This is a genomic window from Streptomyces sp. NPDC034670 (assembly GCF_055574875.1).
The window spans coordinates 206,536-225,267 of sequence record NZ_JBVITR010000004.1 but is presented as its reverse complement, the minus strand read 5'-3'; the positions used below and the strand labels follow the sequence as shown (position 1 = coordinate 225,267).

Annotated in this window: 19 protein-coding genes; 15 read left to right on the top strand and 4 right to left on the bottom strand. The window is 72.9% G+C overall.

What is annotated here, in order from left to right:
* Positions 1-52 precede the first annotated feature (52 nt).
* Together ACZ56B_RS04865 and ACZ56B_RS04860 are read left to right on the top strand one after the other, a co-directional pair.
* Entirely contained in the window at positions 53-1,180 is a 1,128-nt protein-coding gene (locus ACZ56B_RS04865; RefSeq protein WP_468786296.1) for a ferrochelatase, read from the top strand.
* Positions 1,181-1,188: 8 nt separating this feature from the next.
* Positions 1,189-2,004, top strand: coding sequence for an inositol monophosphatase family protein (locus ACZ56B_RS04860; RefSeq protein ID WP_468786294.1), 816 nt, complete (start codon positions 1,189-1,191; stop codon positions 2,002-2,004).
* A gap of 91 nt (positions 2,005-2,095) precedes the next feature.
* Here ACZ56B_RS04860 and ACZ56B_RS04855 read toward each other — a convergent pair whose 3' ends face one another.
* Positions 2,096-2,269 (bottom strand): hypothetical protein, encoded by a 174-nt coding sequence (locus ACZ56B_RS04855; protein ID WP_468786292.1) that lies wholly within the window; start codon positions 2,267-2,269, stop codon positions 2,096-2,098.
* Between the two features lie 448 nt (positions 2,270-2,717).
* Between ACZ56B_RS04855 and ACZ56B_RS04850 the strand changes: the two genes are divergently transcribed.
* The 4 genes from ACZ56B_RS04850 to ACZ56B_RS04835 all read left to right on the top strand — a co-directional run bounded on the left by ACZ56B_RS04850 (position 2,718) and on the right by ACZ56B_RS04835 (position 6,312).
* Entirely contained in the window at positions 2,718-3,371 is a 654-nt protein-coding gene (locus tag ACZ56B_RS04850) for a response regulator transcription factor (protein WP_010353034.1), read from the top strand.
* Positions 3,372-3,377: 6 nt separating this feature from the next.
* Positions 3,378-4,625 (top strand): sensor histidine kinase, encoded by a 1,248-nt coding sequence (locus ACZ56B_RS04845; protein WP_468786290.1) that lies wholly within the window; start codon positions 3,378-3,380, stop codon positions 4,623-4,625.
* A gap of 393 nt (positions 4,626-5,018) precedes the next feature.
* On the top strand, positions 5,019-5,315 hold the full coding sequence (locus ACZ56B_RS04840) for a DUF4193 domain-containing protein (RefSeq protein ID WP_003993510.1): 297 nt from the start codon (positions 5,019-5,021) through the stop codon (positions 5,313-5,315).
* Positions 5,316-5,328: 13 nt separating this feature from the next.
* A complete protein-coding gene (locus tag ACZ56B_RS04835) occupies positions 5,329-6,312 on the top strand; it encodes a hypothetical protein (RefSeq protein WP_468786288.1) in 984 nt (327 codons plus the stop codon).
* A 66-nt stretch (positions 6,313-6,378) separates the two neighbouring features.
* Here ACZ56B_RS04835 and ACZ56B_RS04830 read toward each other — a convergent pair whose 3' ends face one another.
* A complete protein-coding gene (locus ACZ56B_RS04830; RefSeq protein WP_468786286.1) occupies positions 6,379-6,840 on the bottom strand; it encodes a DUF3093 domain-containing protein in 462 nt (153 codons plus the stop codon).
* Between the two features lie 155 nt (positions 6,841-6,995).
* On the opposite strand from ACZ56B_RS04830, the gene ACZ56B_RS04825 reads away from it, so the two are divergent.
* From ACZ56B_RS04825 to ACZ56B_RS04790, 8 genes are all read left to right on the top strand, one after another.
* Entirely contained in the window at positions 6,996-7,580 is a 585-nt protein-coding gene (locus ACZ56B_RS04825) for a PaaI family thioesterase (RefSeq protein WP_468786284.1), read from the top strand.
* Positions 7,577-8,137, top strand: coding sequence for a dUTP diphosphatase (dut, locus tag ACZ56B_RS04820; RefSeq protein WP_468786282.1), 561 nt, complete (start codon positions 7,577-7,579; stop codon positions 8,135-8,137). Before ACZ56B_RS04825 ends, dut begins: the two co-directional genes overlap by 4 nt.
* 1 nt (position 8,138) lies before the next feature.
* A complete protein-coding gene (locus ACZ56B_RS04815; RefSeq protein ID WP_468786280.1) occupies positions 8,139-8,891 on the top strand; it encodes a DUF3710 domain-containing protein in 753 nt (250 codons plus the stop codon).
* Between the two features lie 213 nt (positions 8,892-9,104).
* A complete protein-coding gene (locus tag ACZ56B_RS04810) occupies positions 9,105-9,809 on the top strand; it encodes an ABC transporter ATP-binding protein (protein ID WP_468786278.1) in 705 nt (234 codons plus the stop codon).
* A 190-nt stretch (positions 9,810-9,999) separates the two neighbouring features.
* The gene (locus ACZ56B_RS04805; protein WP_468786276.1) at positions 10,000-12,543 is read left to right on the top strand and encodes a sensor histidine kinase; all 2,544 of its coding nucleotides are present in this window, start codon (positions 10,000-10,002) and stop codon (positions 12,541-12,543) included.
* Positions 12,540-13,220, top strand: a complete 681-nt coding sequence (locus tag ACZ56B_RS04800) for a response regulator (protein ID WP_468786274.1) — start codon at positions 12,540-12,542, stop codon at positions 13,218-13,220. The genes ACZ56B_RS04805 and ACZ56B_RS04800 overlap by 4 nt, the downstream gene beginning before the upstream one ends.
* A gap of 127 nt (positions 13,221-13,347) precedes the next feature.
* Entirely contained in the window at positions 13,348-13,746 is a 399-nt protein-coding gene (locus ACZ56B_RS04795) for an OB-fold nucleic acid binding domain-containing protein (RefSeq protein WP_468786272.1), read from the top strand.
* Between the two features lie 3 nt (positions 13,747-13,749).
* Positions 13,750-14,520, top strand: a complete 771-nt coding sequence (locus ACZ56B_RS04790; protein WP_468786270.1) for a DUF3159 domain-containing protein — start codon at positions 13,750-13,752, stop codon at positions 14,518-14,520.
* Between the two features lie 91 nt (positions 14,521-14,611).
* On the opposite strand, the gene ACZ56B_RS04785 is transcribed toward ACZ56B_RS04790, so the two are convergent.
* The gene (locus ACZ56B_RS04785; RefSeq protein ID WP_468786268.1) at positions 14,612-15,289 is read right to left on the bottom strand and encodes a potassium channel family protein; all 678 of its coding nucleotides are present in this window, start codon (positions 15,287-15,289) and stop codon (positions 14,612-14,614) included.
* Positions 15,289-15,960: a potassium channel family protein gene (locus ACZ56B_RS04780; RefSeq protein ID WP_468786266.1), complete on the bottom strand. Its 672-nt coding sequence runs from the start codon at positions 15,958-15,960 to the stop codon at positions 15,289-15,291. The genes ACZ56B_RS04785 and ACZ56B_RS04780 overlap by 1 nt, the downstream gene beginning before the upstream one ends.
* 721 nt (positions 15,961-16,681) lie before the next feature.
* Between ACZ56B_RS04780 and ACZ56B_RS04775 the strand changes: the two genes are divergently transcribed.
* Entirely contained in the window at positions 16,682-18,727 is a 2,046-nt protein-coding gene (locus ACZ56B_RS04775) for an APC family permease (protein WP_468786264.1), read from the top strand.
* Positions 18,728-18,732: the final 5 nt, after the last annotated feature.

The following is an 18,732-nucleotide window of genomic DNA, read 5'->3' as shown; positions in this document are numbered from 1 at the left end:
GTGGCACCCCCGCCGTGCCCCGGTCGTCGGCGCCGGGTGGCAGGATCGAGGCATGTCTGACCTGCTCGATGCCACCCCCTATGACGCCCTGCTCCTGCTCTCCTTCGGCGGCCCGGAGGGCCCGGACGACGTGGTCCCGTTCCTGGAGAACGTCACGCGCGGACGCGGCATCCCCAAGGAACGCCTGAAGGAAGTCGGGCAGCACTACTTCATGTTCGGCGGGGTCAGCCCCATCAACGACCAGAACCGCGCCCTGCTGGACGCGCTGCGCAAGGACTTCGCCGACCACGGCCTGGACCTGCCGGTCTACTGGGGCAACCGCAACTGGGCCCCCTACCTCACCGACACCCTGCGCGAGATGGTGCGGGACGGCCGCCGCCGCGTCCTCGTCCTGGCCACCAGCGCCTACGCCTCGTACTCCGGCTGCCGCCAGTACCGCGAGAACCTCGCCGACGCGCTTGCGACCCTGGAGGCGGAGGGCCTGGAGCTGCCGAAGGTCGACAAGCTCCGGCACTACTTCAACCACCCCGGTTTCCTGGAGCCCATGATCGACGGGGTGATCCGGTCGCTCGACGACCTCCCCGAGGACGTCCGGGACGGGGCGCACATCGCCTTCTGCACCCACTCGATCCCCACCGCCGACGCCGACACCTCCGGTCCGGTCGAGGGGCACGGCGACGGCGGCGCGTACGTCCGGCAGCACCTGGACGCGGCCCGGCTGATCGCCGACGCCGTCCGGGAGCGCACCGGTGTGGACCGCCCCTGGCAGCTCGTCTACCAGTCCCGCTCCGGCGCCCCGCACATCCCCTGGCTGGAGCCCGACATCTGCGACCACCTCGAGGAGCGGCACGCGGCCGGGGTCCCGGCCGTGGTGATGGCCCCCATCGGCTTCGTCTCCGACCACATGGAGGTCATCTACGACCTCGACACCGAGGCCAGGGCCAAGGCGGAGGAACTGGGCCTGCCGGTGCGCCGCTCGGCGACCGTCGGCGACGACCCGCGGTTCGCCGCCGCGATCCGCGACCTGGTCCTGGAGCGCGCCGCCACCGAGCGGGGGCAGGACGTCACGCCGTGCGCCCTGGGCGCCCTCGGCGCGAGCCACGACCTCTGCCCGGTCGGCTGCTGCCCGGCCCGCACCCCGCGCCCCGCCGCCGCGGGCGCCGACAGCCCCTACGCGTGAGGAGTCCCGTGACCGACCCCCTGCACGCGGAACTGCTCCGGCTCGCCCGTGAGGCGGCCCGGCGCGCGGGCGAGCTGCTGCGGGACGGCCGGCCGGCCGACCTGGCGGTCGCCGCCACCAAGTCCAGCCCGATCGACGTGGTCACCGAGATGGACCTCGCGGCCGAGAAGCTGATCACCACGCTGATCGCCGAGCGCCGCCCGCAGGACGGCTTCCTCGGCGAGGAGGGAGCCGCCACCGAGGGCACCAGCGGCATCCGCTGGGTGATCGACCCGCTCGACGGCACGGTCAACTACCTGTACGGCCTGCCCACCTGGGCCGTCTCCATCGCCGCCGAGCAGGACGGCGAGACGGTGGTCGGGGCCGTCGCGGCCCCGATGCGGGGCGAGGCCTACCACGCGGTGCGCGGCGGCGGCGCCTGGGCCACGGGCGCCTGGGACGGCGAGCGCCGGCTCGCCTGCCGGCCCGCACCGCCCCTGGACCAGGCGCTGGTCTCGACCGGCTTCAACTACGTCACCGAGGTCCGCGCCCACCAGGCCGACGTCGCGCGGCGGTTGATCCCCCTGGTGAGGGACATCCGGCGCGGCGGCTCGGCCGCGGTGGACCTGTGCGACGTGGCCGCGGGCCGCCTCGACGGCTACTACGAGCGCGGACTGCACCCCTGGGACCTCGCCGCCGGCGACCTGATCGCCCGCGAGGCGGGCGCCCTGACCGGTGGACGCCCCTCGGAGCGCCCGTCACGGGAGCTCGCGGTCGCGGCCGCCCCGGGCGTCTTCGAGCCCCTCCAGCGGCTCCTGGAGGACTTCGGGGCCTGGCACGACTGAGACCCCGGCCGGGGCCCGCCGGCCCCGGAGACGGACGTGGGAGAGCGGGCCCCGGCGCCGGAACCGCCGGGGCCCGCTTCCCACGGGCTGGTCAGACGCCGGACGCGCCGACCTCCACGCCGTGTTCGGCGGCGAGGCGGCGCAGGTCGTCGAGCTCGCCCTGCTCCACCTCGACGAGGAAGTCGTCGCCCTCGTCACGAGCCCGCGACAGGTCGGACTCGGTCGTCTTTATGCGCTGCAGAAGTCCTGCGGTGAATGCGTCCATGCTGCGCCCCCTCGTCCTGGGTCGGTGGGTCGGTGGCACGGGGGTGTGCCGTTCGGAAGGGATGATCACGTCTGAAGCGGAGGCCCGGCCCCGTACGGCCGGAGGCGACGGTGCCGCACACCCGCACCCGCCCTGCGGAAGCGGTCCGACGCGTACCGCATGGTGGTGCGGTACATGCAGAGCGTGATCCTGGGATGTAAGACCCGTCCTCCCCAAGCTGCCTTCCGCGGAAACCTCACCGCGCGAGAAAATCTCGTCTTCGCGTCCCGTTCCCCCGGATGTTCCCCGGCGCGGACCCGCCGGCCACCGGGCCCCCGCCGGTCCTCCATTCGCCTTACCTCCGACTTACGGACGAAAAAGGCAGGATGGAGGTCAACACACCCATCAGCACCCCTGCCCGCGCGCGCCCTCCGGCGCGGCCCGGCAGACATGAGGAAGGACAAGCGACGTGCGCGTACTCGTCGTCGAGGACGAGCAGCTGCTCGCCGATGCGGTGGCCACCGGACTGCGCCGGGAGGCCATGGCCGTCGACGTCGTGTACGACGGTGCGGCCGCCCTGGAGCGCATCGGCGTCAACGACTACGACGTGGTCGTCCTCGACCGCGACCTCCCGCTCGTGCACGGCGACGACGTCTGCCGCAAGATCGTCGAACTCGGCATGCCCACCCGCGTGCTGATGCTCACGGCGTCCGGTGACGTCAGCGACCGTGTCGAGGGCCTGGAGATCGGCGCCGACGACTACCTGCCCAAGCCCTTCGCGTTCAGCGAGCTCATCGCGCGCGTGCGTGCCCTCGGGCGGCGCACGAGCGTGCCGCTGCCGCCCGTGCTGGAGCGCGCCGGGATCAAGCTCGACCCCAACCGCCGCGAGGTCTTCCGCGACGGCAGGGAGGTCCAGCTCGCCCCCAAGGAGTTCGCCGTCCTGGAGGTGCTCATGCGCAGCGAGGGCGCGGTCGTCTCCGCGGAGCAGCTGCTGGAGAAGGCCTGGGACGAGAACACCGACCCGTTCACCAACGTGGTGCGGGTGACCGTGATGACCCTGCGCCGCAAGCTGGGCGAGCCGCCGGTCATCGTGACCGTCCCCGGCTCCGGTTACCGGATCTGAGGAACGATGGCCGCCACCCCCGCACCCCCCGCCGCACCCCCCAAGCCCACCTGGGACCCGAGGAAGCCGGAGCCGCCCTTCCCGTGGCTGCGCCCCACCATCCGGATACGCCTCACGCTGCTGTACGGCGGCATGTTCCTGATCGCCGGGATCCTGCTGCTGTCGATCATCTACCTGCTCGCCGCCCAGGCCCTGCGCACCGGCAGCCAACCGCTGTACAAGATCGTCGACTTCACCGAACTCAGGGTCACCAGCAGTGACTGCCCGGTGGTGGACAACGGCAACCTGTCGCTGTCCGAGTTCAACGCCGCGATCAGCGACTGCATCGACCGCCAGCGCCAGGCCGCCCTGGACAACCTGCTCAGCCGCTCGCTGCTGGCGCTGCTCGGCCTCGCCGTCATCGCCTTCGCCTTCGGCTACGCCATGGCGGGCCGCGTGCTGTCGCCGCTGGGACGGATCACCCGCACCGCCCGCGCGGTGGCGGGCTCGGACCTGTCCCGCCGGATCGAGCTGGACGGCCCGGACGACGAGCTGAAGGAGCTGGCCGACACCTTCGACGACATGCTGGAGCGCCTCGAGCGGGCGTTCACCGCCCAGCAGCGCTTCGTCGGCAACGCCTCGCACGAGCTGCGCACCCCGCTGGCGATCAACCGCACGCTCCTGGAGGTGCACCTGTCCGACCCGGACGCGCCGGTGGAGCTCCAGCAGCTCGGCAAGACCCTGCTGGCCACCAACGAGCGCAGCGAACAGCTCGTCGAGGGCCTGCTGCTGCTCGCCCGCAGCGACAACCAGATCGTCGAGCGCAAGGCCGTGGACCTCGCCGAGGTGGCCTCCCAGGCCGTCGACCAGGTGCACGCCGAGGCGGAGGCCAAGGGCGTGGAGATCCGCACCGTCGGCGAGCCCGCGGTGGTCCAGGGCAACGGCGTGCTGCTGGAGCGGGTCGCCCTGAACCTGGTGCAGAACGCCGTGCGCTACAACGTGCCCGAGGGCGGCTGGGTCGAGGTCACCACCCGGGTGCGGCACGGCCAGGCGGTCCTGGAGGTGTCCAACACGGGTCCGGTCGTGCCGGCGTACGAGATCGACAACCTCTTCGAGCCGTTCCGGCGGCTGCGCACCGAGCGCACGGGCAGCGACAAGGGCGTGGGACTCGGACTGTCCATCGTCCGGTCGGTGGCCCGGGCGCACGGCGGGCACATCTCGGCCCGGCCGCGCGAGGGGGGCGGGCTCGAGATGCGGTTCACCCTGCCTCTCTGAGATCATGCCCCCGACACACGGGGATGTTCGCTTTGCGCGGAATTCTCTGAACGCCTCCCGGGTGTCCCCGTGTGTGATCGATCACAGGGGCGATTTTCCGGCCGTCCACTCTCCGTGATCACATGCTCGGTCGAAAGGTCGGGAAGATCCCGGTTTTCAGGTGCTCTGATCACGGGAAGTACAGGGTGAGGCGCCTTTGAAGTGCGGCATTCGGACCGTGTACGGTCCCCTTCGCCATCCAAGCCGATCGCTCGTGAGGAGTCCGGTTGGGTGTCGATTGAGTAACAGACCTTGATGTGAGGCAAAATCTCCGCCTCGGGTCGGGCACAAGTCCGGCCTCTCACGCGTTACGTGCGCTGGAGACACCGCAGACACCCAGAGGGGGAGAGCGACATGGCAACCGATTACGACACTCCACGCAAGACCGACGACGACGTCGACTCGGACAGCCTCGAAGAACTGAAGGCCCGCCGGAACGACAAGTCGGCCTCCGCCGTGGACGTCGACGAGTTCGAGGCCGCGGAGGGCCTCGAACTGCCCGGGGCGGACCTCTCGAACGAGGAACTGGCCGTCCGGGTACTGCCCAAGCAGCAGGACGAGTTCACTTGCATGAGCTGCTTCCTGGTGCACCACCGCAGTCAGCTGGCCCGCGAGAAGAACGGCCAGCCGATCTGCCGCGACTGCGACTGAGGCGGGGTCGGCCGTGACTGGCTCGACCCCTCCCCGGAAGCGCCGCTTCCTCGCGAGGGGAGCGGACAAAGGGCCGCAGGACGGCCCGCAGCACGACGCGCGTGACGACGAGCGGGGCTCAACCGGTACCGGGGCGGCCTCGCTCGCATCGACAGCCGGCCGGGGTGACCTCCCGGTCTCCGCGGAGGTCACCACCCCCGCGGCCCGTCGACGGGCCGCGGCGTTCCGCAGGAGGGCCGGGGAAGGAGCCCGCAGGGGCCGTGTCCGCGCCCGTGCGGGGCTGGCGTACCTGGCGGACCGGATCATCGCCCTCGCCCCGCGGGTGCCCGTGCGCGACCTGCAGACGCTGCGCGCCCAGTTCCCCGGGCTCGGTCCGGAGGAACTCGCCGACCGGCTCGTGGCGGGGGCCGCGAAGGCCACGGCGACCGTCGGGGCCGGAGTCGGCGCGGCGGCGATGCTTCCCGTGCCGCCCGCGATGCCCACGGAGCTGGCCGCCGAGATCACCGGCGTCGCGGCGATCGAACTCAAGCTGATCGCCGAACTCCACGAGGTCTACGGCGTGCGGCCGGCCGGCGGTCTCGCCCAGCGCAGCACCGTGTACCTGAACTCCTGGTCCCAGGAGCGCGGGATCGAGGCGACCAAGCCCTCGACCGTGAACGCGGCGCTGAACAGCCGCATGAAGCGCGAACTGCGCCAGCGGATCATGAAGCGCACGGTCCGCAACCTGCCGAACCTGATGCCGTTCCTGGTGGGAGCCGCCGTCGGCGCGGCCATGAACCGCCGGGACACCAGGAGGCTCGCCGAGCGCATCCGGACGGACCTGCGCAGGAGCCAGGTGCCCTGGGAGGCGCTGCCCGCGCTCCCCGCACTGGAGCGGCCCGCGGACGCCCTGGAGATGCCCCGCCTTCCCGAGGACGCCCTCAAGGAACTCGGCGGCCGCGCGGACCGCACCGGGGAGACGGGAACGGGGAAGGACGACGGGCGCGGGACGCCGTGAAGCGACTCCCGGGTGAGGCCTCGCCCGCGTGTTCCCCGCCGCGCCCCGGGCGTCCCCCCGGCGCGGCTACGCGGCGGCCTTCGCCGCCCGCAGGGCCTCGGCCAGCCGCTCCGGCTCGCGGGTCGACAGGAAGACGTAGGGGGTCGGGTCCTGCGGGTCCGTGATCTCCACGCGCAGCGCCCCGGGGATGTAGGCGCGCAGCAGCATGAAGGAGCGCGGGTCGGCCTTGTGGGTGCGCCAGGCGCGGGCCTCCTCGGCGTCCAGCACCTCCGCCTCGCCCAGCGCCGTCACCGGGATCCTCGCCTCGCCCGCGATCAGGCTGCCGCCCACGACCCGGATGCGCGCCGAGCCGTAGGAGCTGGCCGCGACCGCCGCGACGGCGGTGCCGCCGGCCAGGCCGCCGAGCATCGGCAGGGTGCCGAGCGGCAGCAGGATCAGGGCCATCGAGACCCCCACCAGGAAGGAGATCAGCCACCAGGAGCGGGGGGCGGTCAGGCGTTCTTCGTACGGGGCGGCGGAGAGCTGCATGGATCCAAGCTTGGCACGCTGCCGGGGCGGGACCGCCGTCAGGGCGGCCTGCGAAGTGCCGCCGGGCGGGGCGGGGGACGGACGGCGGGGACGGTCGGCGGGAAGCGCTGTCCGGCAGGGCGGGGGCGGGTGACGGGCGGGTAAGGTCTGCGGCTGTGAGTGGTACTTCCGCAGCCCTTCAGCCCCCGGCCGACGCCGCGAAACCGGCGCGCCATCCGGACGCCCCCGCACCCGGTGAACTCCTCGGTGCCCACTACGGCCAGTGCTTCGGCTGTGGCGACGAGCAGGCCCACGGGCTGCACCTCCAGACGCGGGCCGGCGAAGGGGTGTCGATCACCGCCGAGTTCACCGTGCAGGCCGCCCACCAGGGCGCCCCGGGCCTCGCGCACGGAGGTGTGCTCGCCACCGCCCTGGACGAGGCGCTCGGCTCGCTGAACTGGCTGCTGCGCGTCATCGCGGTGACCGGCAGGCTGGAGACCGACTTCGTCCGCCCCGTGCCGGTCGGCACCACGCTGCACCTGGAGGCGGAGGTCACGGCGGTGGCCGGACGGAAGATCTACAGCAGCGCCACCGGGCGCATCGGCGGCCCGGACGGGCCCGTCGCGGTCCGCGCCGACGCGCTGTTCGTCGAGGTCAAGGTCGACCACTTCGTCGACCACGGTCGCGAGGAGGAGATCCGGGCCGCGATGAGCGACCCGGACCAGGTCCGGCGGGTCCGCGCCTTCGAGGTGAACCCGTGAGCGAGCCCCGCCGCGACGGGCTCGAGGTGCTGATCCGGCGTGTCGATCCGGAGGTACCGCTTCCGGCGTATGAGCACCCGGGTGACGCGGGAGCCGACCTGCGGACCACCGAGGCGTGCGAGCTGGCCCCCGGCGAGCGGGCCGTACTGCCCACCGGGGTGTCTGTGGCCCTGCCCGAGGGGTACGCGGCCTTCGTGCACCCGCGATCCGGTCTCGCCGCCCGTTGCGGCGTCGCCCTGGTGAATGCCCCGGGGACGGTCGATGCCGGGTACCGTGGGGAGATCAAGGTGATCGTGGTGAATCTCGACCCGCGCGAGACCGTGCGGTTCGAGCGCTTCGACCGGATTGCCCAACTGGTCGTCCAGCAGGTCGAGAGGGTCCGCTTCGTGCCGGTGGCGGAGCTTCCCGGCTCGGCGCGGGCCGAAGGGGGCTTCGGGTCCACCGGCGGGCATGCCTCGGTGGAGGGCGAGGGAGGCACGAGCGGTCAGGCCGCCCTGGGCGGCACAGCGGGTGGGAATCGATACGCTTCGGTCGTATCCGACCGGGAAGGACAGTGACGTGTTCGGACGTCGCAAGAAGAAGGATGCCGCCGAGGGTGCGGCCGGCGAGGCCGAGCAGGTCGTCGACGGTGTCGACACGGAGGCGGACGGTGCGGCCGAGCGGCCGAGGCTCGAGCCGGCCCCGAGGCCCGACGGGCCCTGGGACAGGTCCGAGGTCCGTGAACCCGGCGAGGGCAGGGTCGACCTGGGCGGCCTGTTCGTGCCCGGCGTCGACGGCATGGAGCTGCGGGTCGAGGTCGCGGGCGACGCGATCGTCGCGGCCACCGTCGTGCTGCGCGACAGCGCCATCCAGCTGCAGGCCTTCGCCGCCCCCAAGCGCGAGGGCATCTGGGGCGAGGTGCGCGAGGAGATCGCGGCCGGCATCACCCAGCAGGGTGGCATCATCGACGAGGTCGAGGGTCCGCTGGGCTGGGAGCTGCGGGCCCAGGTGCCGGTGCAGCTGCCGGACGGGACCGGCGGTTACCAGGTCGTGCGGTTCGTCGGTGTGGACGGCCCCCGCTGGTTCCTGCGCGGGGTGATCTCGGGCCAGGGCGCGGTGCAGCCGCAGGCCGCCGGGCTGCTGGAGCAGATCTTCCGGGACACGGTGGTGGTGCGCGGCGACGGCCCGATGGCACCGCGCGACCCGATCGTCCTGAAGCTGCCGGACGACGCCCAGATGGTCCCGGAGAACGTCCAGCAGGAGGAGAGCTCCCGCTTCGCGGGCGGCATGGGCCAGTTGCAGCGCGGGCCGGAGATCACCGAGGTCCGCTGACCCGAGTGCTTCCGACCGGGGCCGTACCCGCCGGGTGCGGCCCTTCGCCGTGCGCGGCCCCTCGACGGCCCCGGGGCCCGTGCCCGGGCGCCCGGCGCCCCACCCGGCCCGGCACCCGGAGGGCCCCGCCACGGGAACGATCCGGCCCGGCCGTTGATCGACCGGGCACCCGGCGGCGATACTGGCGCCCGGTCCACGGGGGAGGTCGTCCGGATGAGCCAGGTGAGCACCGAGACCATGGTGCGCGTGACGGACGTGCACAAGACGTACGGCACCGGAGCCGCCGCGGTCCACGCGCTGCGCGGCGTCTCCTTCGACGTCCCGCGCGGTGAGCTGGTCGCCCTCAAGGGGCGCTCGGGTTCCGGCAAGACCACCCTCCTGAACATCGTCGGGGGCCTGGACGCGCCCGACCGGGGACGGGTCGAGATCGACGGCCTCGACCTCGCCGGCCTCGACGAGAACGGGCTGCTCGCCCTGCGCCGGGACCGGATCGGCTTCGTCTTCCAGTCCTTCGGCCTCATCCCGATCCTCACCGCCGCCGAGAACGTCGGCGTCCCGCTGCGGCTGCGCCGGGCCGACCCGCGCGAGCGCGAGGAGCGGGTCGGCCTGCTGCTGTCCCTGGTGGGCCTCGCCGGCCACGCGGCACAGCGGCCCGGTGAGCTGTCCGGCGGCCAGCAGCAGCGGGTCGCCATCGCCCGCGCCCTCGCCAACGACCCCGCCCTCCTCGTCGCCGACGAGCCGACCGGCCAGCTGGACGCGGAGACCGGGCGCGCCGTGATGGAGCTGCTGCGTGCGGTCGTCCACAGCCAGCGGGTCACCGCGCTCGTCGCCACGCACGACGCGACCCTGCTCGGCCTCGCCGACCGCGTCCTGGAACTGAGCGACGGCGAGATCGTCGAGCACCGGGGCGGGCACTGAGGCGAACGCCGGCCGGGACACCGAGGACCGGCCTCCCCGCGCCCGCGCGCCGGGGCCGCAGGCGCGTCGAGGGCGGTGCGCCCCGGGCCACGGTCCGCGCCCCCGGACCCCGGTCTGCGCCCCCGGGCCGCGGTCGCCGGCCGTAGGGTCGACTGCGCCCAGCCAGGTTCGACCGGAAGACAATGAGGCCATGGGACGCGGCAAGCTTCGGATCCACCTCGGTGCGGCACCGGGCGTCGGCAAGACGTACGCGATGCTGTCCGAGGCGCACCGGCGCATGGAGCGCGGCACCGACTGCGTGGTGGCCTTCGCCGAGCACCACGGCCGGCCGCGCACCGAGGCGCTGCTGCACGGCCTGGAGCGGATCCCGCCCCGGGGACTGGAACACCGCGGGGACGTCCTCCCCGAGATGGACCTCGACGCCGTCCTCGCCCGCCGCCCCCAGGTGGCCCTCGTCGACGAACTCGCCCACACCAACGTCCCCGGGTCCCGCAACGCCAAGCGCTGGCAGGACGTGGAGGAACTGCTGGCGGCCGGGATCGACGTGCTGTCGACGGTCAACATCCAGCACCTCGAGTCGCTGGGCGACGTGGTGGAGTCGATCACGGGCATGCGGGAGCGGGAGACCGTCCCGGACGAGGTGGTGCGGCGGGCGGACCAGATCGAGCTGGTCGACATGGCGCCCGAGGCGCTGCGGCGCCGCATGGCGCACGGCAACATCTACCAGCCGGACAAGGTCGACGCGGCCCTGTCGAACTACTTCCGCCCCGGCAACCTCACCGCGCTGAGGGAACTGGCGCTGCTGTGGGTGGCCGACCGGGTCGACGCCCACCTCCAGCGCTACCGCAGGGAGCACGAGGTCTCCGCGATCTGGGGCTCGCGGGAGCGGATCGTCGTCGGCCTGACCGGCGGGCCCGAGGGCCGGACCCTGATCCGGCGGGCCGCGCGGCTGGCGGAGAAGGGGGCCGGCGGCGAGGTCCTCGCCGTCTACGTGGCCCGCGGCGGCGGACTCGCCGCCGCCTCGCCGAAGGAACTCGTCGAGCAACGCGTCCTGGTGGAGGACCTGGGCGGCACCTTCCACCACGTCGTCGGCGACGACGTCCCGGCCGCCCTGCTCGCCTTCGCCCGCGGGGCGAACGCCACGCAGATCGTGCTCGGCTCCTCGCGCCGCAAGACGTGGCAGTACGTCTTCGGCCCCGGCGTCGGCGCCACCGTCGCACGGGACTCCGGGCCGGACCTGGACGTGCACATCGTCACCCACGAGGAGATCGCCAAGGGGCGCGGGCTGCCGGTGGCCCGGGGCGCCCGGCTCGGGCGGTCGCGCACGGTGGCGGGCTGGGCGGTCGGCGTGGCCGGCCCGGTGCTGCTGGCCGTGCTGCTCAGCGCCGTCGACCCGGGGTTCGCCAACGACATGCTGCTGTTCCTGGCGCTGACCGTGGCGGCGGCCCTGCTCGGCGGACTGTGGCCGGCCCTGGGCTCGGCGGTGGCGGGCTCCCTGCTGCTCAACTACTTCTACACCCCGCCCCTGCGCGCCTGGACCGTCTCCAACCCCAAGAACCTCGTCGCCCTCGTGGTCTTCGTCGCCGTCGGCGTGGCGGTGGCCTCCGTCGTCGACCTCGCCGCCCGCCGCACCCACCAGGCGGCCCGGCTGCGCGCCGAGTCGGAGATCCTGTCCTACCTCGCCGGGAACGTGCTGCGCGGCGAGACCGGCCTGGAGGACCTGCTGGAACGGGTGCGCGAGACCTTCGGCATGGAGTCGGCGGCCCTGCTGGAACGCGCCGACGACGTCGAACCGTGGACCTGCGCCGGACGCGCGGGCCGGGGGCGGCCGGTCGAGCGGCCCGAGGACGCGGACGTGGACGTGCCGGTCGGCGACCACACGGCGCTCGCGCTGACCGGCCGGGTGCTGCCCGCCGAGGACCGCCGGGTGCTCGCCGCCTTCGCCGCGCAGGCCGCGGTCGTGCTGGACCACCGCCGGCTGCGGGAGGAGGCCGACCGGGCCCGCGCCCTCGCCGAGGGCAACCGTATCCGCACCGCGCTGCTGGCCGCCGTCAGCCACGATCTGCGCACCCCGCTGGCCGGGATCAAGGCGGCGGTCTCCTCCCTGCGCTCCGAGGACGTCGACTGGTCGCCGGAGGACACCGCCGAACTGCTCGCGAGCATCGAGGAGGGCGCCGACCGGCTGGACCACCTGGTGGGCAACCTGCTCGACATGTCCCGGCTGCAGACCGGCACGGTCACCCCGCTGATCCGCGAGATCGACGTGGACGAGGTGGTGCCGATGGCGCTCGGCGGGGTGCCCGAGGGCAGCGTCGCCCTGGACGTCCCCGAGACCCTGCCCATGGTCGCCGCGGACCCCGGGCTGCTGGAGCGGGCGATGGCCAACGTGGTCGAGAACGCCGTCAAGTACAGCCCGCCCGGCGTCCCCGTGCTGGTCGCCGCCAGCGCCCACGCCGACCGGGTCGAGGTGCGGGTGGTCGACCGCGGTCCCGGAGTCCCCGACGAGGCGAAGGGCCGCATCTTCGAACCCTTCCAGCGGCACGGCGACGCCCCGCGCGGCGCCGGGGTCGGCCTCGGGCTGGCCGTCGCGCGGGGCTTCACCGAGGCCATGGGCGGCACCCTCGACGCCGAGGACACCCCCGGCGGAGGCCTCACCATGACGCTCACCCTCCGCGCGGCGGCGGAGCGGCCGGAGTCCGTCCCCGCCGCAGAACCGGAAAGGCAGCTCTCATGACCCGTGTGCTGGTGGTCGACGACGAACCGGCGCTCGTGCGCGCCCTCGTGATCAACCTCAAGGCACGCTCCTACGAAGTCGACGCGGCCCACGACGGGGCCGGCGCCCTGGAGCTGGCCGCCGCCCGCCACCCCGACGTGGTCGTCCTCGACCTGGGCCTGCCCGACATGGACGGCGTCGAGGTGATCAGGGGGCTGCGCGGCTGGTCCCGGGTCCCGATCCTGGTGCTGTCCGCGCGGCACGCCTCCGCGGAGAAGGTCCAGGCGCTGGACGCGGGGGCCGACGACTACGTCACCAAGCCCTTCGGCATGGACGAGCTGCTGGCCCGGCTGCGGGCCGCCGTGCGCCGCGCCGAGCCCGTCGGCGACGAGGGCGACGCGGTGGTGGAGACCGGCACGTTCACCGTCGACCTGGCCGCGAAGAGGGTCAGCCGCGACGGCAAGGACGTACGGCTGACCCCCACCGAGTGGCACCTGCTGGAGGTGCTGGTGCGGGCCGGCGGCCGCCTGGTGGCGCAGAAGCAGCTGCTGCGGGAGGTGTGGGGGCCGTCGTACGGGACGGAGACGAACTACCTGCGCGTGTACATGGCGCAGCTGCGCCGGAAGCTGGAGGCCGATCCGTCCCGTCCGAAGCACTTCATCACCGAGCCGGGCAGGGGCTACCGCTTCGAGAAGTGAGGGAAGCGGGGGAAGCGAGCACCGGGACGGCGCCGGCGCACGGGGCGGGGGAGGCCGGGCGCCGGCCCGTCCGGACCGGGGGAGCGGCGGGTACGGAAGCGTCAGGTCACCCCGGTACGCTTCACGTATGAGTGCTGTTCCTCGTTCCGAGAAACCGGCGGGCCGGTTCCGGCGCATGCTCGACCGGCTCTCCTCGTCGCAGGAGGACTTGGAGTCCGAGGAGCTGCGCGAGGACACCGAGAGCGTCGGCTGCACGCGGATCGGCGACTGCCAGGACCGTCAGATCGTGACGGTTGCTGGTACCTTGCGCACGGTCACGCTGCGGCCGCGCGCGGGAGTCCCGGCCCTGGAGGCCGAGCTGTTCGACGGCTCCGCCGCACTGGACGTGGTGTGGCTCGGCAGGCGCTCCATCGTGGGAATAGAACCGGGGCGCAAGCTGATCGCATCGGGCCGGATCTCGATGAGCCGGGGCCGCCGGGTGCTGTTCAACCCGAAATACGAACTGAGACCCCTCGGACGGGAGTAGCCGGTGACGTCACTCGACAAGCCGACAACCGAAGACGCACCCGCGGACGACGCCCGGGCGGTGACCGAGGCCGCGCTGTTCGAGGCGTTCGGCGGAGTGCGGGGCATGGTCGAGACGGTACTGCCCGGCCTCCTCTTCGTCAGCATCTACACGGTCAACAAGGACCTGAACATGTCGGCGCTCGCGGCGCTCGCCGTGTCGCTGGTGCTGGTCGTGGTCCGGCTGGCGCGGAAGGACACCGTCAAGCACGCCTTCAGCGGGGTCTTCGGCGTCGGCTTCGGTGTGCTCTTCGCGAAGATGACCGGCGAGGCCAGGGACTTCTACCTGCCGGGCATGCTCTACACCCTGGGCCTGGCCCTGGCGTACATCGTCACCGCGATGGCCGGTGTCCCGCTGATCGGTCTGATGCTGGGCCCCGTCTTCCGGGAGAACCTCTCCTGGCGCACCCGCAACCCCGGCCGGAAGAAGGCCTACACCAAGGCCAGCTGGGCCTGGGGGCTGATCCTGCTCGGCAAGAGCGCGATCCTCTTCCCGCTGTACTGGTGGGCGGACACCACCCAGCTGGGCTGGGTGCTGGTCGCGCTGAAGATCCCGCCGTTCCTGCTCGCCGTGTACCTGACGTGGGTGTTCCTGGCGAAGGCGCCCCCGCCGATCGACGTGTTCGCGGAGATGGAGGCGCGGGAGCGCGAGGAGGAGGAGAAGGAGCGCGGGGCCGCGTCCGCACAGGAGGGCGACGGGACGGCGCCGGCCGGACGGCACCGCCGGCGGGCGTGACCCCGGCGGGCCCACCCGCTTCGGTCCGTACGCGCGCGAGGGCGCCCGGAGATCACCGGATCTCCGGGCGCCCTCGCGTCGTCGGCGGCGCTCAGCGCGCCGTCCCGTCCCGGCGCACCGAGAGCAGGTCCTCCAGCTGCCCCTCGCGGGCCTGGGCGGCCACGAAGAGCAGCTCGTCACCCGCCTCCAGGGAGTCCTCCACGGTCGGGGCCAGCACGCGCGTGCCGCGGATGATGGTGACCAGCGAGGTGTCCTGCGGCCACTGGACGTCACCGACCCGGGTGCCGGCCAGCGCCGACTCCTCGGGCAGGGTCAGCTCGACGAGGTTGGCGTCGCCGTGGCTGAAGCGCAGCAGCCGCACCAGGTCGCCGACGCTGACCGCCTCCTCCACCAGCGCCGACATCAGGCGCGGGGTGGAGACGGCGACGTCCACCCCCCAGGCCTCGTTGAACAGCCACTCGTTCTTCGGGTTGTTCACCCGGGCGACGACCCGCGGGACCCCGTACTCGGTCTTGGCGAGCAGCGAGACGACGAGGTTGACCTTGTCGTCGCCGGTCGCCGCGATGACGACGTTGCAGCGCTGGAGCGCCGCCTCGTCCAGGGACGTGATCTCGCAGGCGTCGGCGAGCAGCCACTCGGCCTGGGGGACGCGCTCGACCGAGATGGCGGTCGGCGCCTTGTCGATGAGCAGGATCTCGTGGCCGTTCTCCAGCAGTTCGCCCGCGATCGAGCGGCCGACCGCTCCGGCTCCGGCAATGGCGACCCTCATCAGTGACCGCCCTCCTCTTCGGGGCCCCTGGCGAACGCCGCCTCGACCCGGTCGATCTCGTCGGTGCGCATCATCACGTGCACCAGGTCGCCGTCCTGCAGCACCGTCTGCGAACTGGGCAGGATCGCCTCGCCGAGCCGGGTCAGGAACGCGACCCGGACGCCGGTCTCCTCCTGCAGCCTGCTGATCCTGTGCCCCACCCAGGCCGGGGAGGTGTGCACCTCGGCGAGCTGCACCCCGCCGGTGGGATCGCGCCACAGCGGCTCGGCGCCCGAGGGGAGCAGCCGGCGCAGCATCTGGTCGGCCGTCCACCGGACCGTCGCCACGGTGGGGATGCCGAGGCGCTGGTAGACCTCGGCGCGGCGGGGGTCGTAGATGCGGGCGGCGACGTGCTCGATGCCGAACATCTCCCGGGCCACCCGCGCGGCGATGATGTTGGAGTTGTCGCCGCTGGAGACGGCGGCGAAGGCGCCCGCCTCCTCGATGCCCGCCTCGCGCAGGGTGTCCTGGTCGAAACCGACCCCGGTGACCCGGCGCCCGCCGAACGAGGAGCCCAGCCGGCGGAAGGCGGTGGGGTCCCGGTCGATCACGGCGATCGTGTGCCCCTGCTCCTCCAGGGTCTGGGCCAGGGCGGACCCCACCCTTCCGCAGCCCATGATGACGATATGCATCGCGTCACACCGCGCTTCCTGCAGGACCGTCGGCCTTCATGACTCTCGTGCTCATGTCTCTCTCTCGGCTCGCCGGGCAACACGTCGCGGCCTGAGTGCGGGCCGCCGGGCAACATCATGCCGGGGGAACGCGGTTTCGATGCCCTCCGGGGCCGGACCGCCGCCCCCGCCTGCCCGGATCCAACGTATCCGCCCCGCACGGACGCCCGGCGCCCGGACGGACGGGCGGAACGGGGAGCGGGGAGCGGGGAGGACGCGAGAAGGCGGGACGCGGGAGGAAGGAGGGGGTGAGGGGCGAGAGGGAGCGAGGGGGAGCGCCGCGGGGCGTGCGGTCAGCGGCGCGTGATGCTCCGCACGCTCGCCCGTGCGAGGAATCCGAGACCGGCGAGGGCGGCCACGGCGCCGATGAGTTCTGCGGTCGTGTGCATGGAACCTCCACGGAGCGGCGACGGACGGGGAAGCGGCCGAAGGGGCGGCCGGGCGACGGACCGGGAGCGGCCGTCACGGACCGGGCCGGGTCGTACAAGGGCTCAGTCGTACAAGGGCTCAGTCATATAGGCATGGAAGTGCCTCGACCTGCCGAATCCGCGAGCCGGTCACCCGGTGATTTCACCCGGAGAGCAGAGGCCGCGCGGGCGGAAGGCGGGGCGCCCCGGCCGCGCGGGGCCGGGAGCGGGGGAGAGTGGGCGGCCCTCCGGGCGAAGGCCTACGATCCTCTGTTGTGTCCAAACTGACCGACGTGCCCAAACGGATCCTGATCGGGCGCGCACTGCGCAGCGACCGGCTGGGGGAGACACTCCTGCCGAAGCGCGTCGCACTCCCCGTCTTCGCCTCCGACCCGCTCTCCTCCGTGGCGTACGCGCCCGGCGAGGTCCTGCTGATCCTGTCCATCGCGGGTCTGTCGGCGTACCACTTCAGCCCCTGGATCGCCGTCGCGATCGTCGTGCTGATGTTCACCGTGGTCGCCTCCTACCGGCAGAACGTCCGCGAGTACCCCAGCGGCGGCGGCGACTACGAGGTGGCCACCACCAACCTCGGCCCCAGGGCCGGTCTGACCGTCGCGAGCGCCCTGCTCGTCGACTACGTCCTGACGGTCGCCGTGTCGATCTCCGCCGGCATCGAGAACCTGGGCTCGGCGATCCCGTTCGTCGTCGAGCACAAGGTGGCCTGCGCGGTCGGCGTGATCGTGCTGCTGACGCTGATGAACCTGCGCGGAGTCAGGGAGTCGGGCACGCTCTTCGCGATCCCGACGTACGTCTTCGTCACGGGCGTCTTCCTCATGATCGCGTGGGGGGCGTTCCGCGCGGTGGTGCTCGGTGACGAGATGCGGGCGCCGACCGCGGACTTCGAGATCAAGCCGGAACACCCCGGCCTGGCGGGCTTCGCCCTGGTCTTCCTCCTGCTGCGGGCCTTCGCCTCCGGCTGCGCCGCGCTCACCGGCGTCGAGGCGATCTCCAACGGCGTCCCCGCCTTCCGCAAGCCCAAGTCGAAGAACGCGGCGACCACGCTCGCGCTGATGGGTCTGCTCGCCGTCACCATGTTCTGCGGCATCATCGCGCTGGCGTCGGCCACCCACGTCCGCATGGCCGAGAACCCGGCCACGGACCTGGTCCACGACGGTGTCCCGCTCGGGCCGGACTACGTGCAGGACCCGGTGATCTCGCAGGTCGCCGAGGCCGTCTTCGGCCACGGCAGCATCCTGTTCATGATCCTCGCCGCCGCCACCGCGCTGGTGCTGTTCCTCGCCGCGAACACCGCCTACAACGGCTTCCCGCTGCTCGGCTCGATCCTCGCCCAGGACCGCTACCTCCCCCGCCAGCTGCACACCCGCGGCGACCGCCTCGCCTTCTCCAACGGCATCGTGCTGCTCGCGAGCGCCGCGGGACTGCTGGTGTGGGCCTACGGCGCCGACTCCACGCGACTGATCCAGCTCTACATCGTCGGCGTGTTCATGTCCTTCACGCTCAGCCAGACCGGCATGGTCCGGCACTGGAACCGCCTGCTGGCCACCGAGCGGGAGCAGGCCAGGCGGCGCCACATGGTCCGCTCGCGGGCCATCAACGCCTTCGGCGCCTTCTTCACCGGCCTGGTGCTGGTCGTCGTGCTCGTCACCAAGTTCAGCCACGGCGCCTGGGTCGCACTGCTCGGCATGTGCGTCTTCTACGCGATGATGACGGCGATCCGCAGGCACTACGACCGCGTCGCCGAGGAGATCGCGGCCCCGGAGGTCCCGGGCGACGACATGGTGCGGCCCTCCCGGGTCCACTCGGTCGTCCTGGTCTCCAAGATCCACCGTCCCACGCTGCGGGCGCTCGCCTACGCCAAGCTGATGCGCTCGGACACCCTCGAGGCGCTCAGCGTCAACGTGGACCCGGCGGACACCAGGGAGCTGCAGGCCGAGTGGGAGCGGCGCGGCATCGACGTCCCCCTGAAGGTGCTCGACTCCCCGTACCGGGAGGTCACCCGGCCGGTCATCGAGTACGTGAAGAGCCTGCGCAGGGAGTCGCCGCGCGACGTCGTCTCCGTCGTCATCCCCGAGTACGTGGTCGGCCGCTGGTACGAGCAGCTGCTGCACAACCAGAGCGCGCTGCGGCTCAAGGGCCGGCTGCTGTTCACGCCGGGGGTGATGGTGACCTCGGTGCCGTACCAGCTGCGGTCCTCCGAGGTGGCCAGGCGGCGGGTCCGCAGGCGGCAGGAGTGGGCCGCGCCCGGCTCGGTGCGGCGCGGTCCGGCCCAGCGGGCGAAGGACACCCCCCCGCACCCGTAGACTGG